Annotated in this window: 16 protein-coding genes; 13 read left to right on the forward strand and 3 right to left on the reverse strand. The window is 75.1% G+C overall.

What is annotated here, in order from left to right:
• Window positions 1-54 precede the first annotated feature (54 nt).
• From ACZ8ZB_RS13470 to ACZ8ZB_RS13490, 5 genes are all read left to right on the forward strand, one after another.
• On the forward strand, window positions 55-2,334 hold the full coding sequence (locus ACZ8ZB_RS13470; protein WP_470737952.1) for a bifunctional glycosyltransferase/CDP-glycerol:glycerophosphate glycerophosphotransferase: 2,280 nt from the start codon (window positions 55-57) through the stop codon (window positions 2,332-2,334).
• Window positions 2,335-2,489: 155 nt separating this feature from the next.
• On the forward strand, window positions 2,490-4,706 hold the full coding sequence (locus tag ACZ8ZB_RS13475) for a bifunctional glycosyltransferase/CDP-glycerol:glycerophosphate glycerophosphotransferase (protein WP_470737953.1): 2,217 nt from the start codon (window positions 2,490-2,492) through the stop codon (window positions 4,704-4,706).
• 1 nt (window position 4,707) lies between these two features.
• A complete protein-coding gene (locus tag ACZ8ZB_RS13480) occupies window positions 4,708-6,924 on the forward strand; it encodes a bifunctional glycosyltransferase/CDP-glycerol:glycerophosphate glycerophosphotransferase (protein ID WP_470737954.1) in 2,217 nt (738 codons plus the stop codon).
• Window positions 6,921-8,186: a hypothetical protein gene (locus ACZ8ZB_RS13485; RefSeq protein ID WP_470737955.1), complete on the forward strand. Its 1,266-nt coding sequence runs from the start codon at window positions 6,921-6,923 to the stop codon at window positions 8,184-8,186. Before ACZ8ZB_RS13480 ends, ACZ8ZB_RS13485 begins: the two co-directional genes overlap by 4 nt.
• Window positions 8,187-8,284: 98 nt before the next feature.
• Window positions 8,285-9,829, forward strand: a complete 1,545-nt coding sequence (locus ACZ8ZB_RS13490) for a hypothetical protein (RefSeq protein WP_470737956.1) — start codon at window positions 8,285-8,287, stop codon at window positions 9,827-9,829.
• Window positions 9,830-9,838: 9 nt separating this feature from the next.
• Here the strand turns inward: ACZ8ZB_RS13490 and ACZ8ZB_RS13495 are convergent, their stop codons facing one another.
• On the reverse strand, window positions 9,839-10,252 hold the full coding sequence (locus ACZ8ZB_RS13495) for an organic hydroperoxide resistance protein (RefSeq protein WP_470737957.1): 414 nt from the start codon (window positions 10,250-10,252) through the stop codon (window positions 9,839-9,841).
• A 131-nt stretch (window positions 10,253-10,383) separates the two neighbouring features.
• Between ACZ8ZB_RS13495 and ACZ8ZB_RS13500 the strand changes: the two genes are divergently transcribed.
• The 4 genes from ACZ8ZB_RS13500 to ACZ8ZB_RS13515 all read left to right on the forward strand — a co-directional run bounded on the left by ACZ8ZB_RS13500 (window position 10,384) and on the right by ACZ8ZB_RS13515 (window position 14,534).
• A complete protein-coding gene (locus tag ACZ8ZB_RS13500) occupies window positions 10,384-10,881 on the forward strand; it encodes a MarR family winged helix-turn-helix transcriptional regulator (RefSeq protein WP_470737958.1) in 498 nt (165 codons plus the stop codon).
• Window positions 10,882-10,960: 79 nt separating this feature from the next.
• Window positions 10,961-12,562: a glycosyltransferase family 2 protein gene (locus ACZ8ZB_RS13505; protein ID WP_470737959.1), complete on the forward strand. Its 1,602-nt coding sequence runs from the start codon at window positions 10,961-10,963 to the stop codon at window positions 12,560-12,562.
• Window positions 12,563-12,618: 56 nt separating this feature from the next.
• Window positions 12,619-13,602 carry a UDP-glucose 4-epimerase GalE gene (gene galE / locus ACZ8ZB_RS13510; protein ID WP_470737960.1) on the forward strand — a complete coding sequence of 328 codons (984 nt, stop codon included), beginning with the start codon at window positions 12,619-12,621 and terminating at the stop codon, window positions 13,600-13,602.
• Window positions 13,602-14,534 carry an ADP-ribosylglycohydrolase family protein gene (locus tag ACZ8ZB_RS13515; RefSeq protein ID WP_470737961.1) on the forward strand — a complete coding sequence of 311 codons (933 nt, stop codon included), beginning with the start codon at window positions 13,602-13,604 and terminating at the stop codon, window positions 14,532-14,534. The genes galE and ACZ8ZB_RS13515 overlap by 1 nt, the downstream gene beginning before the upstream one ends.
• A gap of 330 nt (window positions 14,535-14,864) precedes the next feature.
• Here the strand turns inward: ACZ8ZB_RS13515 and ACZ8ZB_RS13520 are convergent, their stop codons facing one another.
• Window positions 14,865-15,491 (reverse strand): TetR/AcrR family transcriptional regulator, encoded by a 627-nt coding sequence (locus tag ACZ8ZB_RS13520; protein WP_470737962.1) that lies wholly within the window; start codon window positions 15,489-15,491, stop codon window positions 14,865-14,867.
• A 162-nt stretch (window positions 15,492-15,653) separates the two neighbouring features.
• Between ACZ8ZB_RS13520 and ACZ8ZB_RS13525 the strand changes: the two genes are divergently transcribed.
• From ACZ8ZB_RS13525 to ACZ8ZB_RS13540, 4 genes are all read left to right on the forward strand, one after another.
• The gene (locus ACZ8ZB_RS13525; protein WP_470737963.1) at window positions 15,654-16,583 is read left to right on the forward strand and encodes an ABC transporter permease; all 930 of its coding nucleotides are present in this window, start codon (window positions 15,654-15,656) and stop codon (window positions 16,581-16,583) included.
• Window positions 16,576-17,409 (forward strand): ABC transporter ATP-binding protein, encoded by an 834-nt coding sequence (locus ACZ8ZB_RS13530; protein WP_470737964.1) that lies wholly within the window; start codon window positions 16,576-16,578, stop codon window positions 17,407-17,409. The genes ACZ8ZB_RS13525 and ACZ8ZB_RS13530 overlap by 8 nt, the downstream gene beginning before the upstream one ends.
• 91 nt (window positions 17,410-17,500) lie before the next feature.
• Window positions 17,501-19,693 (forward strand): CDP-glycerol glycerophosphotransferase family protein, encoded by a 2,193-nt coding sequence (locus tag ACZ8ZB_RS13535; protein WP_470737965.1) that lies wholly within the window; start codon window positions 17,501-17,503, stop codon window positions 19,691-19,693.
• Complete coding sequence (locus tag ACZ8ZB_RS13540) at window positions 19,690-21,354, forward strand: glycosyltransferase family 2 protein (RefSeq protein WP_470737966.1); 1,665 nt, start codon at window positions 19,690-19,692, stop codon at window positions 21,352-21,354. The genes ACZ8ZB_RS13535 and ACZ8ZB_RS13540 overlap by 4 nt, the downstream gene beginning before the upstream one ends.
• Before the next feature lie 99 nt (window positions 21,355-21,453).
• Here the strand turns inward: ACZ8ZB_RS13540 and ACZ8ZB_RS13545 are convergent, their stop codons facing one another.
• Window positions 21,454-22,989 carry a hypothetical protein gene (locus ACZ8ZB_RS13545; protein ID WP_470737967.1) on the reverse strand — a complete coding sequence of 512 codons (1,536 nt, stop codon included), beginning with the start codon at window positions 22,987-22,989 and terminating at the stop codon, window positions 21,454-21,456.
• Window positions 22,990-23,007: the final 18 nt, after the last annotated feature.

Raw genomic sequence — 23,007 nt, forward strand, 5'->3', positions numbered from 1 at the left:
CCGGGCCGGCGTCCGTTGCCGGGCAGAACGCCCGCGCCGACCGTTGGATGCCCCTTGCCCAGGTTCAGTGTCATTGTCCCCGCGTACCAGGTTCAGGCGTACCTGCACGAGTGCCTGGAGTCCGTGCTGTCCCAGTCGTACCCCGATCTCGAACTGATCGCCGTCGACGACTGCTCGCCGGACGCCTGCGGTGCGGTGATCGACGAGTTCGCGGCCCGCGACCCGCGCGTACGGGCCGTGCACCTGCCCCGGAACGCCGGCCTCGGTCCGGCCCGCAACGCCGGGATGGAGCGGGCGAGGGGCGACTACCTGGTGTTCCTGGACGGCGACGACACCCTCACGCCCGACGCCCTGCTCGCCCTCGCCGACCGGCTGAAGGCGACGGGCGAACCGGACGTCCTGGTCTACGACTACGCGCGCGCCTACTGGTCGGGCGAGACCGTGCGCAACCGGGCCGCCGCCGAGCTCGCCGAGGACGGCCCCGCGCCGTTCCGCCTCGTGGACCGGCCGGGGCTGCTGAACCTGCTGATGGTGGCCTGGAACAAGGCCTACCGGCGGGAGTTCGTCGAGCGCGCGGGCTTCACCTTCCCGCCCGGCTACTACGAGGACACCCCGTGGACGTACCCGGTCCTGATGACGGCGGAGTCGATCGCCACCCTGGACCGGGTGTGCGTGCACTACCGGCAGCGCCGGGTGGGCGGCATCCTGCGCACCACCAGCGAACGGCACTTCGACGTCTTCGACCAGTACGACCGGGTCTTCGCGTTCCTCGACGGGCGGCCGGGGCTCGAGCGCTGGCGGCCGGTGCTGTTCCGCCGCATGGTCGACCACCTGGTGACCGTGTACGCGCGGCGGGACCGGCTGCCGCGCGGGTCGCGCACCGCCTTCCTGCGCCGGGCGCGCGTCCACTGCCGGCGCCATCGGACGCCCGGCGCGTCCGTGTCCGCGCGTGCCCGGGTCCACCACACGATGGTCCGTCTCGGACTGCACCGCACCTATCGGGCGCTGCGGCTGGCGGCGGCGCTGCGCCGCAGGTGGGCCCGGGTCGCGGGGCGGCTGCCGCGCACCCTGGGCGGCGCGGCCCTGCGCCTGCACTACCGGTTCCAGCGGCTGCTCCCGCTCCGTGCCGACCGGGCCGTCTTCGCTTCCCACGGGGACCGCGTCCGCGGCGGCGACCCGGCCGCGCTGGAGACCGCGCTGCGCGAGCTGGCCCCGCACATCCGCACCGCCTGGGTGGCCCGCCCCGGGCGCCACCCCGCCCTGCCGCCGGCCGCCCGCCGGCTCGTCCCCGGCACGGCCGCCCACTGGAGCGCGCTCGCCCGGTCCGCGTACCTGGTGACCGACGCCGACGTCCTGCCGGGGCTGGTCAAGCGCAAGGGGCAGGTCCTGGTGCAGACGCGGCGCGGCACCCCCCTCGGGCACGCGGGCCTGGACCTGCTGGAGCGTCCCGCGGCGGCCCGGGACACCGACTTCGCACGGCTCCTCGAGGGCGTCGACCAGTGGGACTACGTCGTCTCCGCCAACCGTCACTCGACCCTGACCTGGGAGCGGGTCTGCCCCGGCCGCTACACCACCCTGGAGTACGGCAGACCGCGCACCGACCGGTTCCACACGGCGACCGGGGCGGAGGTGGCCCGGCTGCGGGAGTCGCTCGGCGTCCCCGAGGGGACGGTGGCGATCCTGTACGCGCCGGCCCACCGCGACTACCGGCGCACCCAGCGCCGGCTGCTCGACCTGGAGCGCGTGGTGCGCCGCCTCGGCCCGCGGTTCGTCGTCCTGGCCCACGCCCACGCCCACGCCCACCCCCCGTACGGCGGGCCGCTCGAGGCCGCCTCCGACCGGGTCCTGGACGTCACCGGCCACCCGGACGTCATCTCCCTGTGCCTGGCCTCGGACGCCCTGGTCACGGACTACTCGCCGCTGATGTTCGACTACGCGGGCCTGGACCGGCCGGTGGTGCTGCACATCGACGACTGGGAGGCGTACGAGGCGGCCCGCGGCGCCTACTTCGATCCGCGGGCGTTCCCTCCGGGCGCGGTCGCGGGCAGCGAGGACGAGCTGATCGACGTCTTCGCGACCGGTCGCTGGCGCGGCGCCCGCGCCGCCCGGCTGCGGGCGGACTTCCGCGCGCGATTCTGCCCGTACGACGACGGCCGCGCCGCCGAGCGGGTCGTACGCCGGGTGGTGCTCGGGGAGACGGACCTGCCGCCGGCGGTGCCGCCGGACGAGCGCCGTCCGGTGCCGTCGGCCGGCGCCGTGCCCGCCCCGTCGTCGCTCACCACGGTGCCGCAGCAGCAGCCCGCCGGTGTCCTGGCCGTCACCGAGCACGGCTGACCGCCGTCCCCCTCTTCGGACCCAGGGAGTCCCCGTGCCCCCCGGCCCGTCGCGGCCCGTCCCGGCCCGGCCGCCTGTCCGGCGGCCGCCGGGGCGGCCGGGCCGGCGTCCCTCCCGCCGAGGGCGCCACGCCCTCCTCCACGAGAAAGAGCAGAATGCCCCGCTTCAGCATCATCGTCCCGTCCCACGGGGTCGCAGGCCGGCTGGGCCGTGCGCTGGACTCGGTCCTCGCCCAGCCCTTCGGCGACTTCGAGCTGATCCCGGTCTGCGAGGCGCCCGGCTCCCTCGCGGCCGACGTGGCCGCCCGGCACGCCGAGCGGGACTCGCGGGTGGCGCCGGTGCACGCGCCGCCGTCGGCCGGACTGGCGGGCGCCCGCAACGCGGGGACGCGGGCGGCCACGGGGACGTACCTGCTGTTCCTGGACGGTGACGACGTCCTCGTACCCGGCGCGCTGACGGCGCTGGACGCACGCCTGGCGGAGACCGGTCCGGTGGACGTGCTGCACTGTGCGCACGAACGCGCGCCGTGGTGGGAGGGCGAGCCCGCCGACCCGGCCGCGCCCCTGCTGGCGAAGGCCCCCGACGGCGTGTTCTCCCCCGACCGCGCCCCGCACCTCACCGGCGTGGTCCTCCCGGCGTGGAGCGCGCTCTGGCGCCGTGCCTTCGTCGCCGAGCGGGGTCTGGCCTTCCCGGCGGGCCACTTCACGGACGTCGGCTGGGGCGGGCTGGCCATGCTCGACGCCGAACGGGTGGCGGTGCTGCGCTCGGCCGTCGTGCGGCACCTGGTGCGGCGGCAGGGCAGCCGGCTGAACCTGCCCGGGGAGCACCACGCCGAACTGCTGGACCAGGTCGAGCTGGTCCTGGAGCGGGCCGCCGAGCGGGGGCTGTCCGTGGCGCGGTCGGCGCCGCTGTTCGAGCAACTGTTCGGCGCCGTGCTGAAGACGGCCGCCCATCCCCGGCGGCTCCCGTCGGGCCGTCGCGCCTTCTTCCGCCGGGCGAGCACCCTCTACCTCCGCCACCGTCCCGCCGGCTACCGGCCACCGCGCGGCAGCCTCGGGGTGCAGCACCGGCTGCTGGCGTCCGGCTCCTACGGGGCCTTCACCGCCCTGCGCGGCGCCCGCCGCGCGGTGGCGCGGGCGACGGCGGCGGTGCCGCGTCCGCGAGGGCTGCGCACCCGGCTGCTGTACCGGATCCACCTGCGCCGCCCGCTCGATCCGCACCTCGCCGTGTACTGCGCGTACTGGGGCCGCGGCTACACCTGCAACCCGGCCGCGATCCACGCGAAGGCCCGTGAACTCGCCCCGCACATCCGCTCGGTGTTCCTGGTGGAGGCGGAGCGGGCGCACACCGTGCCGGACGGCGTCGAGCACGCGGTCATCGGCAGCCGGCGCTACTGGGAGGTGCTGGCCCGCGCGACGTACCTGGTCAACAACGCCAACTTCGCTGAGGGCGTCGTCAAGCGCCCCGGCAGCGTCCACCTCCAGACGCAGCACGGCACCCCGCTGAAGACGATGGGCGTCGACCAGTCGACGTACCCGGTGGTGGCGGCCGCGACCGGCAGCTTCACCAAACTGCTCGGCCGGGTGGACCGCTGGGACTACAACCTGTCCTCCAACCCCCACTCCACCCGCGTGTGGGAGCGCGCCTTTCCCGGCTCCTACGAGCACCTGGAGTACGGCTATCCGCGCAACGACGCGTATCTGACCGCCACCGCGGACGACGTGGCGCGGATCCGTGCGGAGCTGGGCGTCCCGCGGGGCGCGAGGGCCGTGCTGTACGCGCCCACCCACCGCGACCACCGCACCGGCTTCGAGCCCGGCCTCGACCTGGAGGCGTTCTGCGCGGCGGCCGGCGAGGACGTCGTGGTCCTGCTGCGCGCCCACTACTTCTACGACCGGGGCGGGCGCGGGAGCGGCGGCCGGGTCAGCCGGGTCAGCCGGGTCATCGATGTATCCGCGCACCGTTCGGCGGAGGACGTGTGCCTGGCCGCCGACGCGCTGGTCACCGACTATTCGTCGATCATGTTCGACTACGCCAACCTGGACCGCCCGATCGTGGTGTACGCCGACGACTGGGACGTCTACCGGGAGGTCCGGGGCGTCTGCTTCGACCTGATGGACGGGCCGCCGGGGCCGGTGGTCCGCACCCCCGAGGAACTGGCCCGGGTGTTCCGCGACGGCTCGTACGCGGACGCGGGGTCGGCCGCGCTGCGGGCCCGGTTCCGTGAGCGGTTCTGCGCGTTCGACGACGGGCGGGCCGCCGAACGGGTGGTGCGCCGGGTGCTGCTCGGCGAGCCGCCCGAGGCCCTGCCCCCCGTGATCCCGCTCGCGGAGCGCGTCCCCGCCCCCGCGGCCACCCCGGTGAGGAGCTGACGTGCCCCGGTTCAGCGTCGTCGTCCCCGTCCACAAGGTGCAGGGGTACCTGCACGCCTGCCTCGACTCGGTGCTCGGGCAGTCGTACCGCGACCTCGAGGTGATCGCCGTCGACGACCGCTCGCCCGACGGCTGCGGCGCGATCCTCGACGCGTACGCGGCCCGCGACGAGCGGGTCCGGGTGGTGCACCTGCCGCAGAACGTGGGCCTCGGCAGGGCCCGCAACGCGGGCATGGAACGGGCGACGGGCGACTACCTGTTCTTCCTCGACGGAGACGACACCCTCACCCCGGGCGCGCTGCGCGCGATCGCCGACCGCCTCGACGAGACCGGCGCCCCGGACGTCCTGGTCTTCGACTACGCCCGCACCCACTGGTGGGGCGGCACCCGCCGCAACGTCCTGGCGCACCTGCTGGCCCAGGCGTCCGGGGGCGTCTTCACGGCGGCCGAGCGGCCGGAGATCCTCGACCTGCTGATGGTGGTGTGGAACAAGGTCTACCGCCGCGACTTCGTGGCGCGGGAGGGCTTCGTCTTCCCGCCCGGCTACTACGAGGACACGCCGTGGACGTTCCCGGTGCTGCTCAGCGCCGGGCGCATCGCCGTCCTGGACCGGATCTGCGTGTACTACCGGCAGCGCCGCCGGGGCAGCATCCTGTCCACCACCAGCCGCAGGCACTTCGACGTCCACGAGCAGTACGCGCGGGTGTTCCGGTTCGTCGACGCCCGCCCGGCGCTCGCGCACTGGCGGCCCTTCCTGCACGCCAAGATGGGCGAGCACTGTCTCGACATCCTCTCCAAGCCGGACCGGCTGCCGCCGTCCGACAAGGGCGAGTTCTTCCGCCGCACGGCCGAGATGTTCCGGGCGCACCGGCCGGAGGGTGCACCGGTTCCGCCGGAACTGCGGGTGCTGGAGGGGAGTTACGCCGGTTACGTCCTGCGGCAGCGGACCGGGCGGGCGGGCCGGGAGCTGGGGCGGCGGGTACGGCGGGCGGGTACGGCGACGGCGGCGCGGTACACCCGGGCCCGGTCCGCGTTCCGCCGTCCGCTCGACCCGGACCTCGTCGTGTACTCGGCGTTCTCGCACCGGGGCGTGCTCGGCGACCCGGCGGCGATCCACCGCGCGGCGCGCGAACTCGCCCCGCACCTCCGGGGCGTGTGGGTGCTGGCCGACGAGGAGCGGGCGGCCGGACTGGATCCGGACACCGAGTACGTGCTGCCCGGCTCGCCCGGCTACCGCCGGGTGACCGAGCGGGCCACCTACTTCGTCAACAACGTCAACTGGTCCGGTGCGCTGGTCAAACGCCCCGGAAGCGTGCACATCCACACCCACCGGGGCACCCCGCTGAAGTACCAGGGAGCCGATCTGCTGGACCGGCCCGGCGCCCGGCTCGGCTTCGACGTCCCGCAGATGCTGCGCCGGGCCGACCGCTGGGACTACAGCCTGGTCGCCGGCCGGCACTCCGAGCTGGTGTGGGAGCGGGCCTTCCCCTGCCACTTCACCTCCCTGCGCAGCGGCAGCCCGCGCAACGACGTGCTGGTCGCCGCGCCGGCGGACCGGGCGCGCGCGGTGCGCGAACGGCTCGGCGTCCCGGACGGCGACACGGTGGTGCTGTACGCGCCGACCCGCCGCGACTACCGCAGGGACGGGCTGGTGGAGCGGCTCGACCTCGCCCGGTTCGCCGCCCAGCTGGGCGAGGGCCGCACCCTCGTCGTCCGCCTGCACCCCTCGCTGGCCGCCGGACCCGCGCGCGGCCTCGGGCTGTCCGAGCTGCACCGGCGGGGCGTGCTCGTCGACGCCACGGACGAACCGGAGGCGCAGGACGTGCTGCTCGCCGCCGACGTCCTGGTCACCGACTACTCGTCGATCATGTTCGACTACGCCCTGCTGGACCGCCCGATCGTCGTGTACGCCGACGACTGGGACGCCTACCGGGCGAGCCGGGGCGCCTACCTGGACATCACGGCCGAGGCGCCGGGCCACGTGGCGCGCTCCCCCTGGGAGCTGGCGTGGCTGTTCGACTCCGGGACCTGGCGGGACGAGGAGGCGGCGCGGCTGCGGTCGGCGTTCCGGAAGCGGTTCTGCGAGTTCGACGACGGGCGGGCCGCCGAACGGGTGGTGCGGACGCTGATGCTGGGCGAGCCGATGCCGGAGCGGCCGGCCGGACCGGCCCGGGTGCCGTCCCAGGCCACCGGCCGCGACCTGCTGACCCCGTCGTGAGGCCGCGCACCCCGGTCCTGCTGCTGGCCGCCGTGTTCGCGCTGCTGCAGCTCGCCAACGTCACCGGCCGGGCCACCCCCGACAGCAAGAACTACCTGTCGTACGCCCTGAGTCTGACCGGTGCGGACGAGCGGGAGGCGGCGTCCGCCACCATCGACTGGTTCTGCGCGGGGCGGGCGGCGATCGCGCACCGCGAGCAGAACGTGGACGTGGTGCGCTTCCACGCCCCCGACCCCGCCCCGCGGGTGATGCGGGAGTGCCGGGAGCGGGAGTGGCGGCAGGTGGAGGCGATGTCGGCGGCCGGGCGGACCGGCGGGCACACCGTGCCGTTCATGCCGGAGCGGTTCATGCGGATCTTCGAGGTGCGGCCCGGTTACCCGGTGTTCCTGGCGCCGTTCGTCGCCCTGTTCGGGGTGGTCTGGGGCGTGTGGGCGGCGGGTGTGGCGGTGACCTGCGCGGGCGGGGTGCTCGCCTTCCTGGTGCTGCGCGCCCTGGGGGTGTCCGTGCCGCTCGCGCTCACCGGGCAGGCGCTGTTCATGGTCCTGCCGTGCGGGACGACCGCGATGCGCCCGATGACCGAGGGGCTGCTGCTGGCGCTCACCCTGGCGGCGCTGTGGGGCTGTGCGCTGGTGCTGGAAGGGCGGCGGACACGGACGGGTCTGGCGCTGGTGGGCGGGGCGCTGCTCGCGCTGTTCACCGTCAAGCACTCGCAGGCCCTGTTCCTGGGGCTGTGCCTGGCGGGCGCGGGCGCGGCGGTCGCCGTACGGCGCCGCTCCCGGGGGCTGGCGCCGGGGCGCGGGGTGGTGGCGCTCGCCGGGGCGGGGTTCGCCGGGCTGCTGGGCACGGTGCTGCTGGCCCGGCTGTTGCACTACCCGTCGGTGTCGGAGAGCGTGCAGGACCTGCTCACCGGTCACTTCGCCCGCCCCGACCGGGAGCGGCCGTGGGCGGAGTTCCTGCAGTTGCAGGGGAACTTCTGGACGGAGTGGCTGCGGCGGCAGTTGTGGGAGCCGGTGTTCGTCGCGTTCCTGGCGGCCGGTCTCCTGGGGGCGCGGCGGCGGCCGGCGTTCGGCGCGTTCCTGGTCGCCGCCGCCTGCACGGGGTTCCTCAACCAGGCCGGGCACCCGGACATCAACATCTGGGGCGACCGGCTGATCACGCTGGCCTGGCTGCTGCCGGTGCTGGGCGTGCCGCTGTTGCTGGAGCCGGGGGTGCGGCGGGCGGTGGTGCCGGCGCAGGGGGCTCCGGTGGAGCCGGCGCGCTGACCGCCCAGGCCACTCGATGGGGTGATGCGAGGTCATACCGTTGATCTCGCCGGGAACATACGGCAAATGCCCGAGACGCTCCCCTCCCCCGCCGTCCGATGAGCTCCCCGGTCCTCGTCCGGCCGGCCGTGCGCGGCGCCACGGCGCTGCGCGGCGGCGGGGCCTGGCGCCCCACCCCGTACCAGCTCTTCGGCTTCCTGTTCTGGCTGGTGATGTCGCTGGCGTACTGGAGGGTGCCGCTGTGCTGCGACGCCGGGCAGCACGCGGCGGTCGTCGAACGGCTCAGGGACGACCTGCTGGAGCCCCGGCACCCGACGGCGGACCTGCCGGGGGCGGGCAGCCCCTACTACTCGCCGTTCGCGCTGGCGCAGGGCGCGGTCGCCCGGCTGACCGGGCTGGGTGGCTGGGAGGTGCTGCGGCTCACCGGGCCGCTGAACCTGCTGGTGCTGCTCACCGGGATCGGCCGCTTCGTACGGGTGCTGACCCCGCGCCCCTGGGCGCCGGTGCTGGCGCTCGGCGCGATGACGCTGCTGTGGGGGGTGGAGCGGGCCTGGTGGAGCGGCTATCTGAACCTGATGTCGATGACGGGCAACCTGGCCTATCCGTCGGCGTGCGCGATCGGGCTCGCCTTCTGGGGGTGGGCGCTGACGGGGGTGCGGGCCCGGGACGCGGGGGCCGTGCGGTACGTGGGGCCGAACGGGCTGCGCCCGGTGTCCGGGTACGCGGCGCTGGGCGCGCTGTACGGGCTGGTCCTGCTGGTGCACCCGATCACGGCGGTCGCGGCGGCGCTGGGGGCGGTGGCGCTGGTCGCCGGGTGGCAGCGGCGATGGGGGCCGGCGGTGGCCTGGCGGTGGGCGCTGACGGGGGCGGTGGCGCTGCTGACGGCCGCGGTCTGGCCGTACTTCGACGTGTTCGCGCTGGCCGGGGACGACAGCGTGGACGCGATGCACCGACGGCTGTACCTGGACCTCGGCGGGCAGTTCGGGCTGGCGCTGCTCGGGCTGCCGGCGCTGTGGCTGCGGGCGCGGCGCGCCTCGTGGCGCGACCCGCTGGTGCTGATGTTCGTCCTGGACTGCCTGGTGGTGGCGTACGGCTGGGTCAGCGGCCATTACACCTACGGCAGGATCCTCGGGCTGACGCTGGTGCCGTTGCAGTTCGCGTCGGCGGTGGAGCTGGCGGCGCCCCGGCCGTGGCCGGTGTGGCGGAGGCTGCTGGGCGGCGCGACGGCGGCGGGGGCCTGCGCCGCGTTCCTGACCGTGCACGCCGGGGCGGTGGCGCCGGCGGGCTTCGAACGGCCGCCGGACTGGCCGTCGTACGCGTGGGCCGCGCGGTACGTCGAACCGGGCGAGGTCGTGATCACCGACGGCTACCACGCCGTCCACGCGCTCGCCGGGTACGGGCCGAACCTCGCCGCGCCGGCCTGGCCGGACGCCTCGCTGGACGAGGGGGAGCGACTGCGGCGGCTGGCCGACGTGCGCGCGTACCTCGACCCCGGTTCGACCCGCGCCGAACGGGCCGCGGTCGTCCGCCGGTACCACGCGCGCTGGCTGCTGCTGACGCCCTCGCAGCGGGTGCCCGAGGAGGCGGTGGTGGTGGCGTGGAGCCGGCGGACGGGGGAGGTGCTGGCGCGGGTCGGCGGGTGAGCGCCGGGACTACTCGACGACGAGGTCGACCGGGACGTTGCCGCGGGTGGCGTTGGAGTAGGGGCAGACCTGGTGGGCCTGCTCGACCAGCTTGCGGCCGGTCTCCTCGTCGATGCCCTCGGGCAGCTCGACGCGCAGGGTCACCGCGAGCGCGAAGCCCTCGCCCTGCTTGCCGATGCCGACCTCGGCGGTCACCGCGGCGTCGCTGACGTCGACCTTCGCGGCCCGGCCGACCACGCCGAGGGCACTGCCGAAGCAGGCCGCGTAACCGGCGGCGAACAGCTGCTCGGGGTTGGTGCCCTGGCCGTTGCCGCCGAGCTCCACGGGGGCGCTCAGGGCGAGGTCCAGCTTGCCGTCGGAGGTGACGGCGCGGCCCTCGCGGCCGTGGGTGGCGGTGGCGACAGCGGTGTAGAGCGCGTCCATGGAAAGGACCTTCCCTCTCGAGTCGTGGCTCGGCCGGTTCCCGGGGCGGGTCCGGCCGCCGTACGACCACAAGTAGAGCACGCAATTGAATTGTGCGCAACCAAATTGCCCACGAGAGCTACCCTGGAGGCATGACAGCCACTCCGAGCCCCCTCCCCGCGACGGACCCGCTGCCGGGCGCCGCGGACGACTGGCTCCGCCTCGACCAGCAGATCTGCTTCAACCTGAACGCCGCCTCCCGCGCCTTCAACGGCGTCTACCGGGTGGTCCTCAAGGACCTCGGGCTCACCTATCCGCAGTACCTGGTCATGCTGGTGCTGTGGGAGCACGGCACGCTGCCCGTGAAGAGGCTCGGCGAGCATCTGCGCCTGGACTCCGGCACCCTGTCCCCGCTGCTCAAGCGGCTGGAGACGGCCGGTCTGGTGCGCCGGGAGCGCAGTGCGCGCGACGAGCGGTCGGTGGAGGTCCGGCCCACCGAGGAGGGCGCCGCGCTGCGGCGGCGGGCCCTGGAGGTGCCGCGCCGGATCATGGCCGCGACCGGCTTCGACGTCGACGAGATCCGCGATCTGAGCACCCGTCTCCACCGGCTCACCGCGGCACTGGACACGGCGGTGGCGGACGGCGCGTGACCGCGGCCGAGGTGCGCCGCGCGCGCCGGGCGTCCTCAATGGAGGACAGGAACAGCCCCGTGACGCGCCCGAGGACGCCATGCAGCCCTCCCAGCCCCAGGTCGCCGTCGTCGTCATCGGTCACGACGACGCCGCCCATGTGACCGACGCCGTGCGCTCGGCGCTCGCACAGGGCGACGCCGTACGGGAGGTCGTCGCCGTCGACGACTGCTCGACGGACGGCAGCGCCGATCTGCTGGACCGGCTCGCCGGGGGCGAACCGCGGCTGCGGGTGCTCCGGCGCCCCGTCAACAGCGGCGGCTGCGGCACCCCGCGCAACACCGGGCTCGCCGCGGTGACCTCGCCGTACGTGATGTTCCTGGACAGCGACGACGTACTGCCGCCCGGCGCGGTGGACGCGCTGCTCACGGCCGCGACCGGGGCGCACGCGCAGGTCGCGGGCGGCCTGTGCGTGCGCCGCGAGCTGCCCTCGGGGCGCGAGGCGCCGTGGGAGCCCGCCCTGTACGCAGCGCCCGCCGTGCTCGCCCGCCCGGCGCTGCGCCCCCGCCTGGTCCACGACACGCTGTGCGTCAACAAGCTCTACGCCACCGCCTTCCTGCGCGCGCACGGCATCCGCTTCCCCGACGGCCGGTTCCCCTACGAGGACCTGGTGTTCACCGCGCGGGTGTGGGCCGCCGCCCCGCGCGTCGCGCTGGTCCCGGACCGGGTGTACGTCTGGCACGTCCGCCGGTCCGCGCGGCGGCTGTCGATCTCGCTGGACCGCGCGGACGTCGACAACTGGCGTGCCCGCACGCACGCGTGCCGCGCCGCCCACGAGATCCTGCTGGCCGCCGGGCAGAAACGGCTGGCGCGGCGGGCGCGGGCCAAGTTCCTCGACCACGACCTGCGCATGTACGTCCGCGAGCTGCCGCTGCACGACGAGGAGTACCGGCGGGAGTGGTGGGCGCACACGCGGGCGTTCCTCGCCGAGTACGACGCCGCCGACTGGACCCGCGACCCCGTGGCCCCGGGCCGGCTGATCGGACGGGTCGTGCTGGCCTCCCCCGAGCCGTGCGACCTGCCCCGGCTGCGGGAACTGGCGGCCCGTCCCGCCCGGCTGTGCCCGCCGTACCCCCGCGCGGCGGACGGCACGCCCCGCTGGTCGGCCGGCCTGCCCGGGATCACCCTGGAGCCCCTGCTGACCCGCCCCGTGTCCCTCCTCCCGCTCGCCGTGGACGCGGAGCTGCGCCCCCACGCGCACGGCCCGCGGCTGCGGGTGCGCCTGCACGAGCTGTACGGCCGGGTGGCGCGGGCGGGGCCCTGGTCGGTGGAGACGGAGTGGCGCCACCGGGACCGGGGCGGCGCCCGGGTCCGCCGCACGGTGCCGCTGCGGCCGGCCGCCGACGGCACCTGGGTCGCGGAGACGACCGTACGGCCGGACCGGCTGGCCACGCTCGGCACGGGCGCCTGGGACCTGCGACTGCGGGTGCGCTTCCGGGACGGCTCCAGCCGCCGGGTGGCGGCGCACGCGCTCGCCGGCCCGGGTCTGCTGCGCCGCTGCGTGATGCCGAGCCCCTGGCACGGCGTGGTGCTGGTGCGGCCGTACGCCACGCACTCGGGCGCGCTGGCCCTGCGCGTGGCGGCCGGGTTCCGCGGAGTCGTCCCGGTGCTGCGCGGAAGGCTTCGGCGCCTGCTTCACTGAGGGCTGACCTCCGGGGAGCGGACGGGCACGGGCCAACGACGAGGGGACGGCCGATCATGACCTGGTTGATCACCGGCGGCGCCGGCTACATCGGGGCGCACGTCGTACGGGCGATGACCGGGGCGGGCGAACGGGCGGTGGTCTACGACGACCTGTCCACCGGCCTCGCCGACCGGGTGCCGGACGGGGTGCCGCTGGTGGTCGGCTCCACCCTGGACGGCGAACGGGTCGCGCGCGCCCTCGCGGACCACGAGGTCACCGGAGTCGTCCACCTGGCGGCGAAGAAGCAGGTCGCCGAGTCGGTCTCCCTCCCCCTGCACTACTACCGGGAGAACGTCGAGGGCCTGCGCGTCCTGCTGGACGCGGTGACGACGGCCGGGGTGCGCTCCTTCGTCTTCTCCTCCTCGGCGGCGGTGTACGGCATGCCGGACGTGGACCTCGTGACGGAGGAGACCCCGTGCGCGCCCATGTCGCCGTACGGCGAGACCAAGCTGGCCGGCGAGTGGCTGGTCCGCGCGGCCGGCGGAGCGGCCGGGCTCTCCACGGCCTGCCTGCGCTACTTCAACGTGGCCGGCGCCGCCCGCCCGGACCTCGCCGACACGGGCGTCTCCAACCTCGTCCCCATGGTCTTCGAGAGGCTGACGGACGGCCTGCCTGCGCGTGTGTTCGGCGACGACTACCCGACCCCCGACGGCACCTGTGTCCGCGACTACATCCACGTCGTCGACCTGGCCGAGGCCCATGTGGCGGCGGCCCGCGCGCTGCGCTCCGCCCCCGGCCGGGACCTCACCCTCAACATCGGCCGCGGCGAGGGCGTCTCCGTGCGGGAGGTGATCGACCGCGTCAACGCCCTCACCGGCCACGACCGCCCGCCCGTGGTCGCCCCGCGCCGCCCCGGCGACCCCGCCCGCGTCGTCGCCTCCGCCGACCGCGCGGCCGCGGAACTGGGCTGGAAGGCGCGTCACGACATCGACGACATGATCACCTCGGCGTGGGCCGGCTGGCTGCGCCTGCACCCGCCGACGGAGGACCGCCCCTGATGCCGGCCCGCACCAAACGCGCCCTGGGCGCCGTCATCGGCTCCGCCGTGGGCGACGCCCTGGGCGCCCCCTTCGAGTTCGGCCCCGAGGGCGCCTTCTCGGCCCGCTTCCCGGCACCGGGGGCCGGCGGCGAGATGTGCGGGGGCGGTGGCTGGGACCCGGGCGAGGCGACGGACGACACGCAGATGGCGGTGCTGGTCGCCGAGTCGCTGCTGGAGCGCGGCGGCCTCGACCTCCCCGACGTCTTCCGCCGCTTCCGGCGGTGGGCCGCCGCCGACCCGAAGGACATCGGCCTCCAGACGGAGGCCGTGCTGACCGGCGGCGACCCGTGGGACCTGGCCGCCGCACTGCACTTCCAGAACAACCAACGGGCGGCGGGCAACGGCGCGTTGATGCGGGCGGCCCCCTCCGCCGTGTACTTCGCGCCCCTGGGCCGCGCCGCCACCATGGACGCCGCCCGCCGCCTGTCCGCCCTCACCCACGGCGACCGGGCGGCCTGGGAGGGCACGGCCGTCCTCCACGAACTGATCCGCACCGCCCTGAACGGTGACGACCCCGTGGCCGCCGTGCCCGACGCCCTGAGCGCGGTGCACCCGGACCACCGCGACCGCTACGCCACCGTCCTCGCCCCCGACTGGCACCCGGACCTGGCCACGGAGTTCAACGGCGCGGTCTGGCCCTGCCTGGCCTCCGCCGTCTGGGCGGTACGGACGACGACCGGCTACGAGGAGGCCGTCCGCGCGGCGATCGACCTGGGCGGCGACACGGACACGGTGGCGGCGGTGACCGGCGGCCTGGCGGGAGCAGTGTACGGCGTCGACGCCGTCCCCGCCCGCTGGACCGAGCCCCTGCACGTCCCCCTGCCGGGCTTCGCGGAGCGCGTGCTGCGGGTGGCGGACCTGACCGCCCTCACCCGTCGGCTGTGCCTCTGAGCCCGCGGCACCGCGCGTCGGGGCGCCGGCACGGTCCGTTCGCACGGCCGCCGGGCGGGCTCCGGCCGCGCACGGCCGCCGGGCTTCCCCGTGACCCCGGCCCGGGGGTCCGTGCTCCTCGCGCGGCCGGACGAGCTTCGGCGGACGGGGGGCGACGAGGCCCTCCGTGCGGGCCTCCTCGGGGCCGGACCGTTCACGGTCCGGGCCGTCCGGTGCGACCGGAACCCGGACGTGCGCGTGCCGGCGTCCCGGCTGCCGCGGTCGGACCGTCCGACGCCGGCGGGGTGCGACGGCGTCACGGCCGGCGTCCTCACCGACGGCGCCCGCACGTCACAGGGCCTTCAGCGCCTCCGTCGTCGCCCGGGTCAGGGCCTCCAGGTAGCCCTTCGGCGGCTTCGGGCCGCGGATGACCACCGAGCGCCAGTACAGCGGGCCCGAGATCAGGTCGAGGGCCAGGGCGCGGTCGGCGCCCGGGCGGAGTTCGCCGCGCTCCTGCGCCGCCGCGACGATGCCCCGGGCGACGGAGTCCTGGCCTTCGCGCAGCGCCTTCTGCAGGGCCTCGGCGATGTCCGGGTTGCGGGCGGCCTCGGCCTGGAGGTCGGGGAGGATCTGGGAGGCGACGGGGTGGCGCAGGGCGCGGGAGGTGACCTCGTACAGCAGGCGCAGGTCGCCCTCCAGGGAACCGGTGTCCGGCGCGGGCAGGCCCTGGACGGCGATCGCGGAGACCAGGTCGAGGACCAGGTGCAGTTTGGAGCGCCAGCGGCGGTACACCGCGGTCTTGCCGACGCCCGCGCGGCGCGCGATCCCCTCGATCGACATCCGCGCGTAGCCGGCCGCCGCCAGCTCCTCGAAGACGGCCGCCCGGATGGCCTCCGTCACGTCCTCGCGCAGTACGGCGGCCCCGGCGGGGGCCCTGCGGCGCGGACGCGACTGGGGCTCGTCGGAGTTCGTCGTCATGCGGACAGCATAGGCCGCCACCGTCACGACGAAACGGTTGCGTTCCGACGTTCTTTCGACTTACGCTCCCGTTGCGACGATACGGTCCCGTCCCGACGTGAGAAGTCGCACGACGTCGTAAGAACCCGTTGCCACCCCCTCCCCCTAGCGAAAGCAGCGGATGTGAGTCAGGTCCTCCACACACCGCCCTCCTCCCCGGCCGCCCCGCCCCCGGCCGGGGGCGACCTCGCGGCCCTCGCCGCCCGGCACGGCCTCACGGTCAGCGGTGCCCGGCCGTCCCTCGTCGAGTACGTCCGTCAGCTCTGGGACCGGCGGCACTTCATCCTCGCCTTCTCCCGGGCGAAGCTGACCGCCCAGTACAGCCAGGCCAAGCTCGGCCAGCTGTGGCAGGTGGCCACGCCGCTGCTGAACGCGGCGGTGTACTTCTTCATCTTCGGCCTGCTGCTGGGCGCCAACCGGGGCATCCCGAAGGACGTGTACGTGCCGTTCCTGGTGACGGGCGTGTTCGTGTTCACCTTCACCCAGAGCTCGGTGCTGGCGGGGGTGCGGGCGATCTCGGGGAACCTGGGGCTGGTGCGGGCGCTGCACTTCCCGCGCGCCTCGCTGCCCGTCTCGTTCGCGCTGCAGCAGCTGCAGCAGCTGCTGTTCTCGATGATCGTGCTGGTCGCCGTGGTGATGGCCTTCGGCAGTCTGCCCGCGTGGTCGTGGCTGCTGGTGGTCCCGGCGCTGCTGCTGCAGTTCGTGTTCAACACCGGGCTCGCGCTGGTCTTCGCGCGGATGGGCAGCAAGACGCCCGACCTGGCCCAGCTGATGCCGTTCGTGCTGCGCACCTGGATGTACGCCTCCGGCGTGATGTTCAGCATCCCGGCGATGCTGCACGACAAGGACGTGCCCGGCTGGCTGGCCGACGTGCTGCAGTGGAACCCGGCCGCGGTCTACATGGACCTGGTCCGTTTCGCGCTGATCGACGACTACGGCTCCTCGTACCTGCCCCCGCACGTGTGGGCGTTCGCGCTGGGCTGGGCGCTGCTGGCCGGCGTGATCGGGTTCGTCTACTTCTGGAAGGCTGAGGAGAGGTACGGCCGTGGCTGACACCACCGACGAGAAGATCCCCACGGTCGTCGCGGACCGCGTCGACATCGTCTACCGGGTCAACGGCACCGGCGCCGGACGCGGCTCCGCCACCGCCGCCCTCAACCGCATGCTGCGCCGCAGGCAGACCGAGAAGGCGTCCGGTGTGCGCAGGGTGCACGCCGTACGGGGCGTGTCCTTCGTGGCGTACCGGGGCGAGGCGATCGGGCTCATCGGCACCAACGGCTCGGGCAAGTCGACCCTGCTCAAGGCCGTCGCCGGACTGCTCCCGGTGGAGAACGGCCGCATCTACACCGACGGCCAGCCCTCCCTGCTCGGCGTCAACGCCGCCCTGATGCGCGATCTGACCGGCGAGCGCAACGTGCACCTCGGCGGGCTCGCCATGGGCATGTCCCGCGAGGAGATCCGCGCCCGCTACGACGAGATCGTCGACTTCTCCGGGATCAACGAGAAGGGCGACTTCATCACCCTGCCGATGCGCACCTACTCCTCCGGCATGGCGGCCCGGCTGCGCTTCTCCATCGCCGCCGCCAAGGACCACGACGTCCTCCTGGTCGACGAGGCGCTGGCCACCGGCGACCGTTCCTTCCAGAAGCGCTCCGAGGCCCGGATCCGGGAGCTGCGCGAGCGGGCGGGCACGGTGTTCCTGGTCAGCCACAACAACAAGTCGATCCGCGACACCTGCGACCGCGTGCTCTGGCTGGAACGCGGTGAGCTGCTGATGGACGGGCCGACGGAGGACGTGCTCAAGGAGTACGAGGCGTTCACCTCGGGCGCGGACAAGGCCCGCAAACCCCGGCCGAAGGCGGTACCGGTGCCTTCCTGAGGCTCACGCCCGCGCGGCCGCTTCATCGTATTGATGCCAATATGACCGAAGAGGACCGTCCGGAGCGACGAGCAGCCGAAGGAGTCCCGCGATGCCCGAGCTCAGCGTCATCGTCCACGGGCCGAACACCCAGGACCACCTGACCGGCCTGCTCGACTCCCTCGCCGGCCGGCCCCTCCCGGACACCGAGGTCCTCGTCGCCGCCGTCGGCGACTGGGCCCGCGAGACCGCTCAGCGGCACGCCCCGCACGTCCAGGTGCTGCCCCTGCCCGACGGCACGTCCGACGCGGCGGCCCGGACGGCGGGGGCGGCGCGGGCCGCCGGCCGCTGGCTGCACTTCGTCCGCGCCAAGGACGGCCTGCCGCCCGGCAGCACCCGCACCGTCGCCGAACGGGTCGCCGAGCTCCCCGGCGCCGTGGACGTCCTGCTCCTGGACCACCTGCGCAGCACCTGGCGCAGCTCGGGAATGCCCTCGGCGGACGGCCCGCTGCTCGCCCGCGCGGGCCGCACCGACCTCGCCCTCGACGACAGCGCCTACCTGCTGCGCCTGACCCCGCTGCTCGGCACCCGCGTGCTGCGCGCCGGCTTCTGGCGGGCCCACGAAGGACCGCTCACCACCGACGACGAACCGCGGGCGGCCCTCGCCGCCCTGCTGCTCGCCGACCGCGTCGCCGTCCTGCCGCACGTCGCCCACGAGGACCGCAGGCTGCGGCCCGCCGCCCTCCCCCCGCTCACCCCCGACCGGCACTACGCGCTCGTCGACCGCTACGAGAGCCTCCTCGACCTCGCCCGCGAACGCCCCGCCGTCTACACCGTGCTCTACGAGATCATGGTCCGTGACTGCCTGCGCGCCTTCGCCCGCGGCGACATGCCCGAGGACGTGGCCCGGGAGTTCTTCCGCCGGGCCGGGGCCGCCGCCCTGCGCCGCCGCCCCGAGGGCCACCGGCGCCCCGCCGGCCCGGAGGGCGTCCGCCGCTCCCTGCTCGAAGAGGGCGCCTACGGCAAGTACCGCGCCTTCCAGACCGCCAACCGCGCCCGCCGCGCCGTGCGGTCCACGGTGCGCACCGGCAGGCGGCGCCTCGGCGCCCGGATCCGCGACCAGCAGTACCGCAGGGCCCTGCACCGCCCCGTCGACCCCCGCCTCGCGGTGTTCGCCGCCTACTGGAACCGCGGGGTCGCCTGCAACCCCGCCGCGATCTCCGCGAAGCTCGCCGAGCTCGCCCCGCACATCCACCCGGTGTGGGTGGTGACCGGCGAGAACGCCGCCCTGCTCCCGCCCGGCACCGACCACGTCGTCCCCGGCACCCGCCGCTACTGGGAGGTGCTCGCCACCGCGAAGTACCTCGTCAACAACGTCAACTTCCCGGACGCCGTGGTCAAGCGCCCCGACGCGGTCCACCTCCAGACCCACCACGGCACCCCGCTCAAGCGCATGGGCGTGGACCAGATGCCGTTCCCGGCCGCCGCCCGGGGCCTGGACTTCGACGCGCTGCTGGCACGCGTCGACCGATGGGACTACAGCATCTCCGGCAACAGCCACACCACCCGCATGTGGGAGAGGGCGTACCCGTCCCGGTTCGTCTCGCTCGACCACGGCTATCCGCGCAACGACGTCTACTACACGGCCGGCGCCGACGACATCCGGGCGGTCCGCGCCCGCCTCGGCATCGCGCCGGGCCGCCGGGCCGTCCTGTACGCGCCCACGCACCGCGACTACGAGGCCGGCTGGACCCCGCGCCTGGACCTCGCCGCGCTCTCCGAGCGCCTCGGCGAGGACACCGTGCTGCTGGTGCGCGGCCACTACTTCTACGACGGCGCCGCCTCCCCGCTGACCGGACCGCGCCGCTCGGGCCGCGTCGTGGACGTCTCCTCCTACGACCCGGTGGAGGAGCTGTGCCTGGCCGCCGACGTCCTGGTCACCGACTACTCGTCGATCATGTTCGACTACGCCAACCTCGACCGCCCGGTCGTCGTCCACGCCGACGACTGGGAGACGTACCGCACCACGCGCGGCGTCTACTTCGACCTGATGGCGGAGGCGCCCGGGCCGGTGGCCCGCACCCAGGAGGAGCTGACCGGGATCCTCGCCACCGACGCCTGGCGCGACGACGGCGCGGCGAAGAGCAGGGACGCCTTCCGCCGCCGGTTCTGCGAGTACGACGACGGCCGCGCCGCCGAACGCGTCGTGCGCCGGGTCTTCCTCGGCCAGGACGAGGCGTCGCTGCCGCCGGTGCTGCCGATCGGGGAACGCACCCCGGCCCCAAAGCCCGAGGAGGTGTCATGAGCGCCCCGCAGGTCCCCGACGTCACCGTCACGGTGATCGTGCACAACGACGCCGAACGGCTCCCCCGCGCGGTGGAGTCCGTGCGCCGCCAGACCCACCGGAACCTGGAGATCGTCATCAGCGACGACCACTCCACGGACGACACCCCCCGGGTGGCGGCGGCGCTGGCGGCCCGCGACCGCCGCATCCGGTGCCTGCGGCTGCCGGAGAACAGCGGCGGGTGCAGCGCGCCGCGCAACCGCGCGCTGGAGATCGCGCGGGCGCCGTACCTGATGTTCCTCGACAGCGACGACGAGCTCCCCGAGGGGGCGGTCGCGGCGCTGCTCGCCGCGCACCGCGAACGCGAGATCGACTTCGCGATGGGCGCGGTGCGGCGGATCCGGGTGGACACCGGCCGCCGCTCCACCTGGATGCCGCACCTCGTGGGCGAGCGCCGCACCCTGGACGGCATCGAGGCCGACCCACGGCTGTTCTTCGAGCACCTGTCGACCGGCAAGATGTACGCCCGCGCCTTCCTCGACCGGCACGACCTGCGCTTCCCCGAGGGCATCCACTACGAGGACCAGCTGTTCTCGGCCCAGGCGTACTGCCTGGCGAAGCGGTTCACGATCGTCCCCGAGCCGGTGTACCTCTGGTACGTCGCCCCGTACGCGGACTCCGGCGCCGCGTCCATCTCCAACCAGCGGCACCTGCTCACCAACGTCCGTGACCGGATCCACGTCCAGCGGCTGATCGACGCGTTCCTGGTGGAGAGCGGGCACGGGGCGCTGCGCGAGGACAAGGACCACAAGTTCCTGAAGCACGACTTCCGGATGTACGCGGGCGATCTGCCGTACCGGGACGAGGAGTGGCTGGCGGCCTTCGCGGACCTGGTGAACCCGTACCTGGAGACCCTGTCGCCGGGCGCGTACGCCCGGCTCCCCCGCGCCGAGCGGGTGGTGCTCCAGCTGATCCGCGACCGGCGCCTGACCGAGGCCCGGTGGGCGGCCCGGGGGCTGGGGCACGGTGTCGCCCCCAGGGAGCTGACCACGGGTCCGGACGGCCGCACGTACTGGGGCGGGCGGGTCCCCGGGTCGGCGGGCGCCCGCCGTGAACTGGACCTGACCGAGCTGGAGCCGGCCACCCGCCCGTTCCCCGTCGCCTGGTTCCGCCACGAGATCACCGGGATCACCCGGGGCCCGGGGGCCTCCGTCGACCTGACCGTGCGCACGTACGACCCGGCCCTGCGCCTTCCGGTCGGCCCGCAGCGCGCGAGTCTGGTCGTCTCCCCCGGCCGGCGCCGCCTGACCGTCCCCTTCCGGCTCTCCCCGGTCCGCCCCGGTGTCTTCGAGGGCCGTGTCCGTCTCGACCCGGCGGCCGCGCGCCTGCCGCTCAGCGGCTTCGCCGGGGTGCGCCATCCGCTGGTCCGGCTGGCCTGCCGGGGGCGAGGCAACCGGGGGCTGCTGCTGGCCCCGCCGGCCTTCCCGCCCCTGACCGCCCGCGTCCCGCGCCACCGGCTCACCATCGAGCCCGAGGGCCACGGCCCGGGCCGCCTCCAGCTCCGCTGGCAGCCGACCGGCCTCACCGCGAACGTCCTCCACCCGACGGCCCACCGCCTGGCCGGCCCCCGGATCCGCCGAGCGGCCCGCTTGGCGGCGAGCGTGTTCGGCTCCTCCGGCTGAACTCAGATCCTCCGGCGCTCGAGGAGCGGGGGTCCGGGGGCGGAGCCCCCGGGGAACGGGAAGGGGAAGGGGCGGCGGGGGCGAGACAAACCAGCCCGGTCACCCCACCCCCGGCACCGCGTAGAGCACCTCCCCCTCCGGCCCCCGCGCCACCGCACGCAAGCCGGGGTCGTCCAGCACACCGGCCCCGTCGACCACCCACCGCACCCCGTACTCCCGCTCGATCCCCCGCCGCACGGCCGCCGGCGTCCCCTCCGCGAAGTACACCCCCGTGGCCGACACCCGCCGCGCCTCGTCCGGCAGGAAGAAGTCGGGATACCCCGGAGCGACCGTGTAGGGCCCGTACGCCGGTACCTGACGGGCCGGCCGCCCCCGCGCCATGACCACGTCCCCGTACCGCACCCACGGCGTGATCCAGTGGTATCCCGTCCACGGCACCCGGTACCGGTCCTCCACCACCGCCGGCAGCACACCGCGCGGCACCACGTATCCCAGCGCCCCCGCCTGCGCCCACCCGCCGAGCAGCAGCGCCCCGGCCAGCAAAGCCGTCCACCCGGCGCGCAGCCGGCGCCGCCCCGCCCCCACCGCCTCCAGCGCCGCCGCGAGCTGCGCCGGGATCAGCACGGCGGGCAGGGCGCGCCCCCACGAGTAGTGGCCGCTCAGCCACCCCGCCGCGACGACCGCCGCCCCCAGCGCGAAGAAGACCACCAGCGGATCCCGGTGCTCCCGCCGCCCCCGCGCGACCAGCGCGGCCACTCCCAGAAGCACCAGCCCGAACCGTGCGACCGGCTGCTCGTACAGCACCCGGTGCACCGCCTCCAGCCCGCTCCCGGCGCCGAACAGCGCGAAGAAGTCGTAGTAGGGCCACGCCCCCAGCACACCCGCCCCCACCAGCAGCCCGGCGCCGAGCCCCGACCACACCGCACGTCCGGGCCGCCGCGCCGCGAGCACCGTGGCGGCGGCGCCCACCGTGGCCACGACCCCCGAGAACTGGTGGCAGAGCAGGATCACCGCCCAGAGCGCTCCCAGGCCGAGCCACGCCGGCCACCCGGCCTCCCGGCGCAGCGCTCCCGTCAGCCACGCCCAGAAGTGGAAGGCGAGTCCGAGGGTGAGCGTGCTCGGGTACGACACCGTCAGCGCGAGCGAGTCGAGTCCGAGGAAACCGCTCCACGGGAACGGGGTCGTGCCCCACAGCAGCAGCAGGCTCAGCAGGGCGAGCGCGGGCGCGGCCCCGTGCCCGCTCAGCGTCCGCACGTACCGCCACACGCCCGTCACCAGCAGCACCAGTCCGGCGGCGGCGGCCAGCCGCAGCACGACGAACACCGAGAGCCCGGACAGACGGGCGACGGTGCCGAGCAGCAGCATCCACGGCGAGTAGTACGGGCTCGGCGTGTCCGCGTCGACCAGCGGGTTGCCGGGGGCGAGCGGACTGTGCCGCAGCCGCTGCACGGTCGCCGCGTGCATGCCCAGGTCGCCGAGCCAGGGGAGCCGCACGATCACCGGGACCAGCAGGACGAGGACGAGTCCGGCGGCGGCCACGGCCGCGGTCCGGCCGACGGCCGCCGGACGGTCCGGGGCGCGGCGCGCACCGGTCCCTTCGGCGGGCACGACGGACGACGAGCGACGAACGGTCACACAGGAGCCATTGCCCGA

This window comes from Streptomyces sp. 12E, assembly GCF_055633275.1.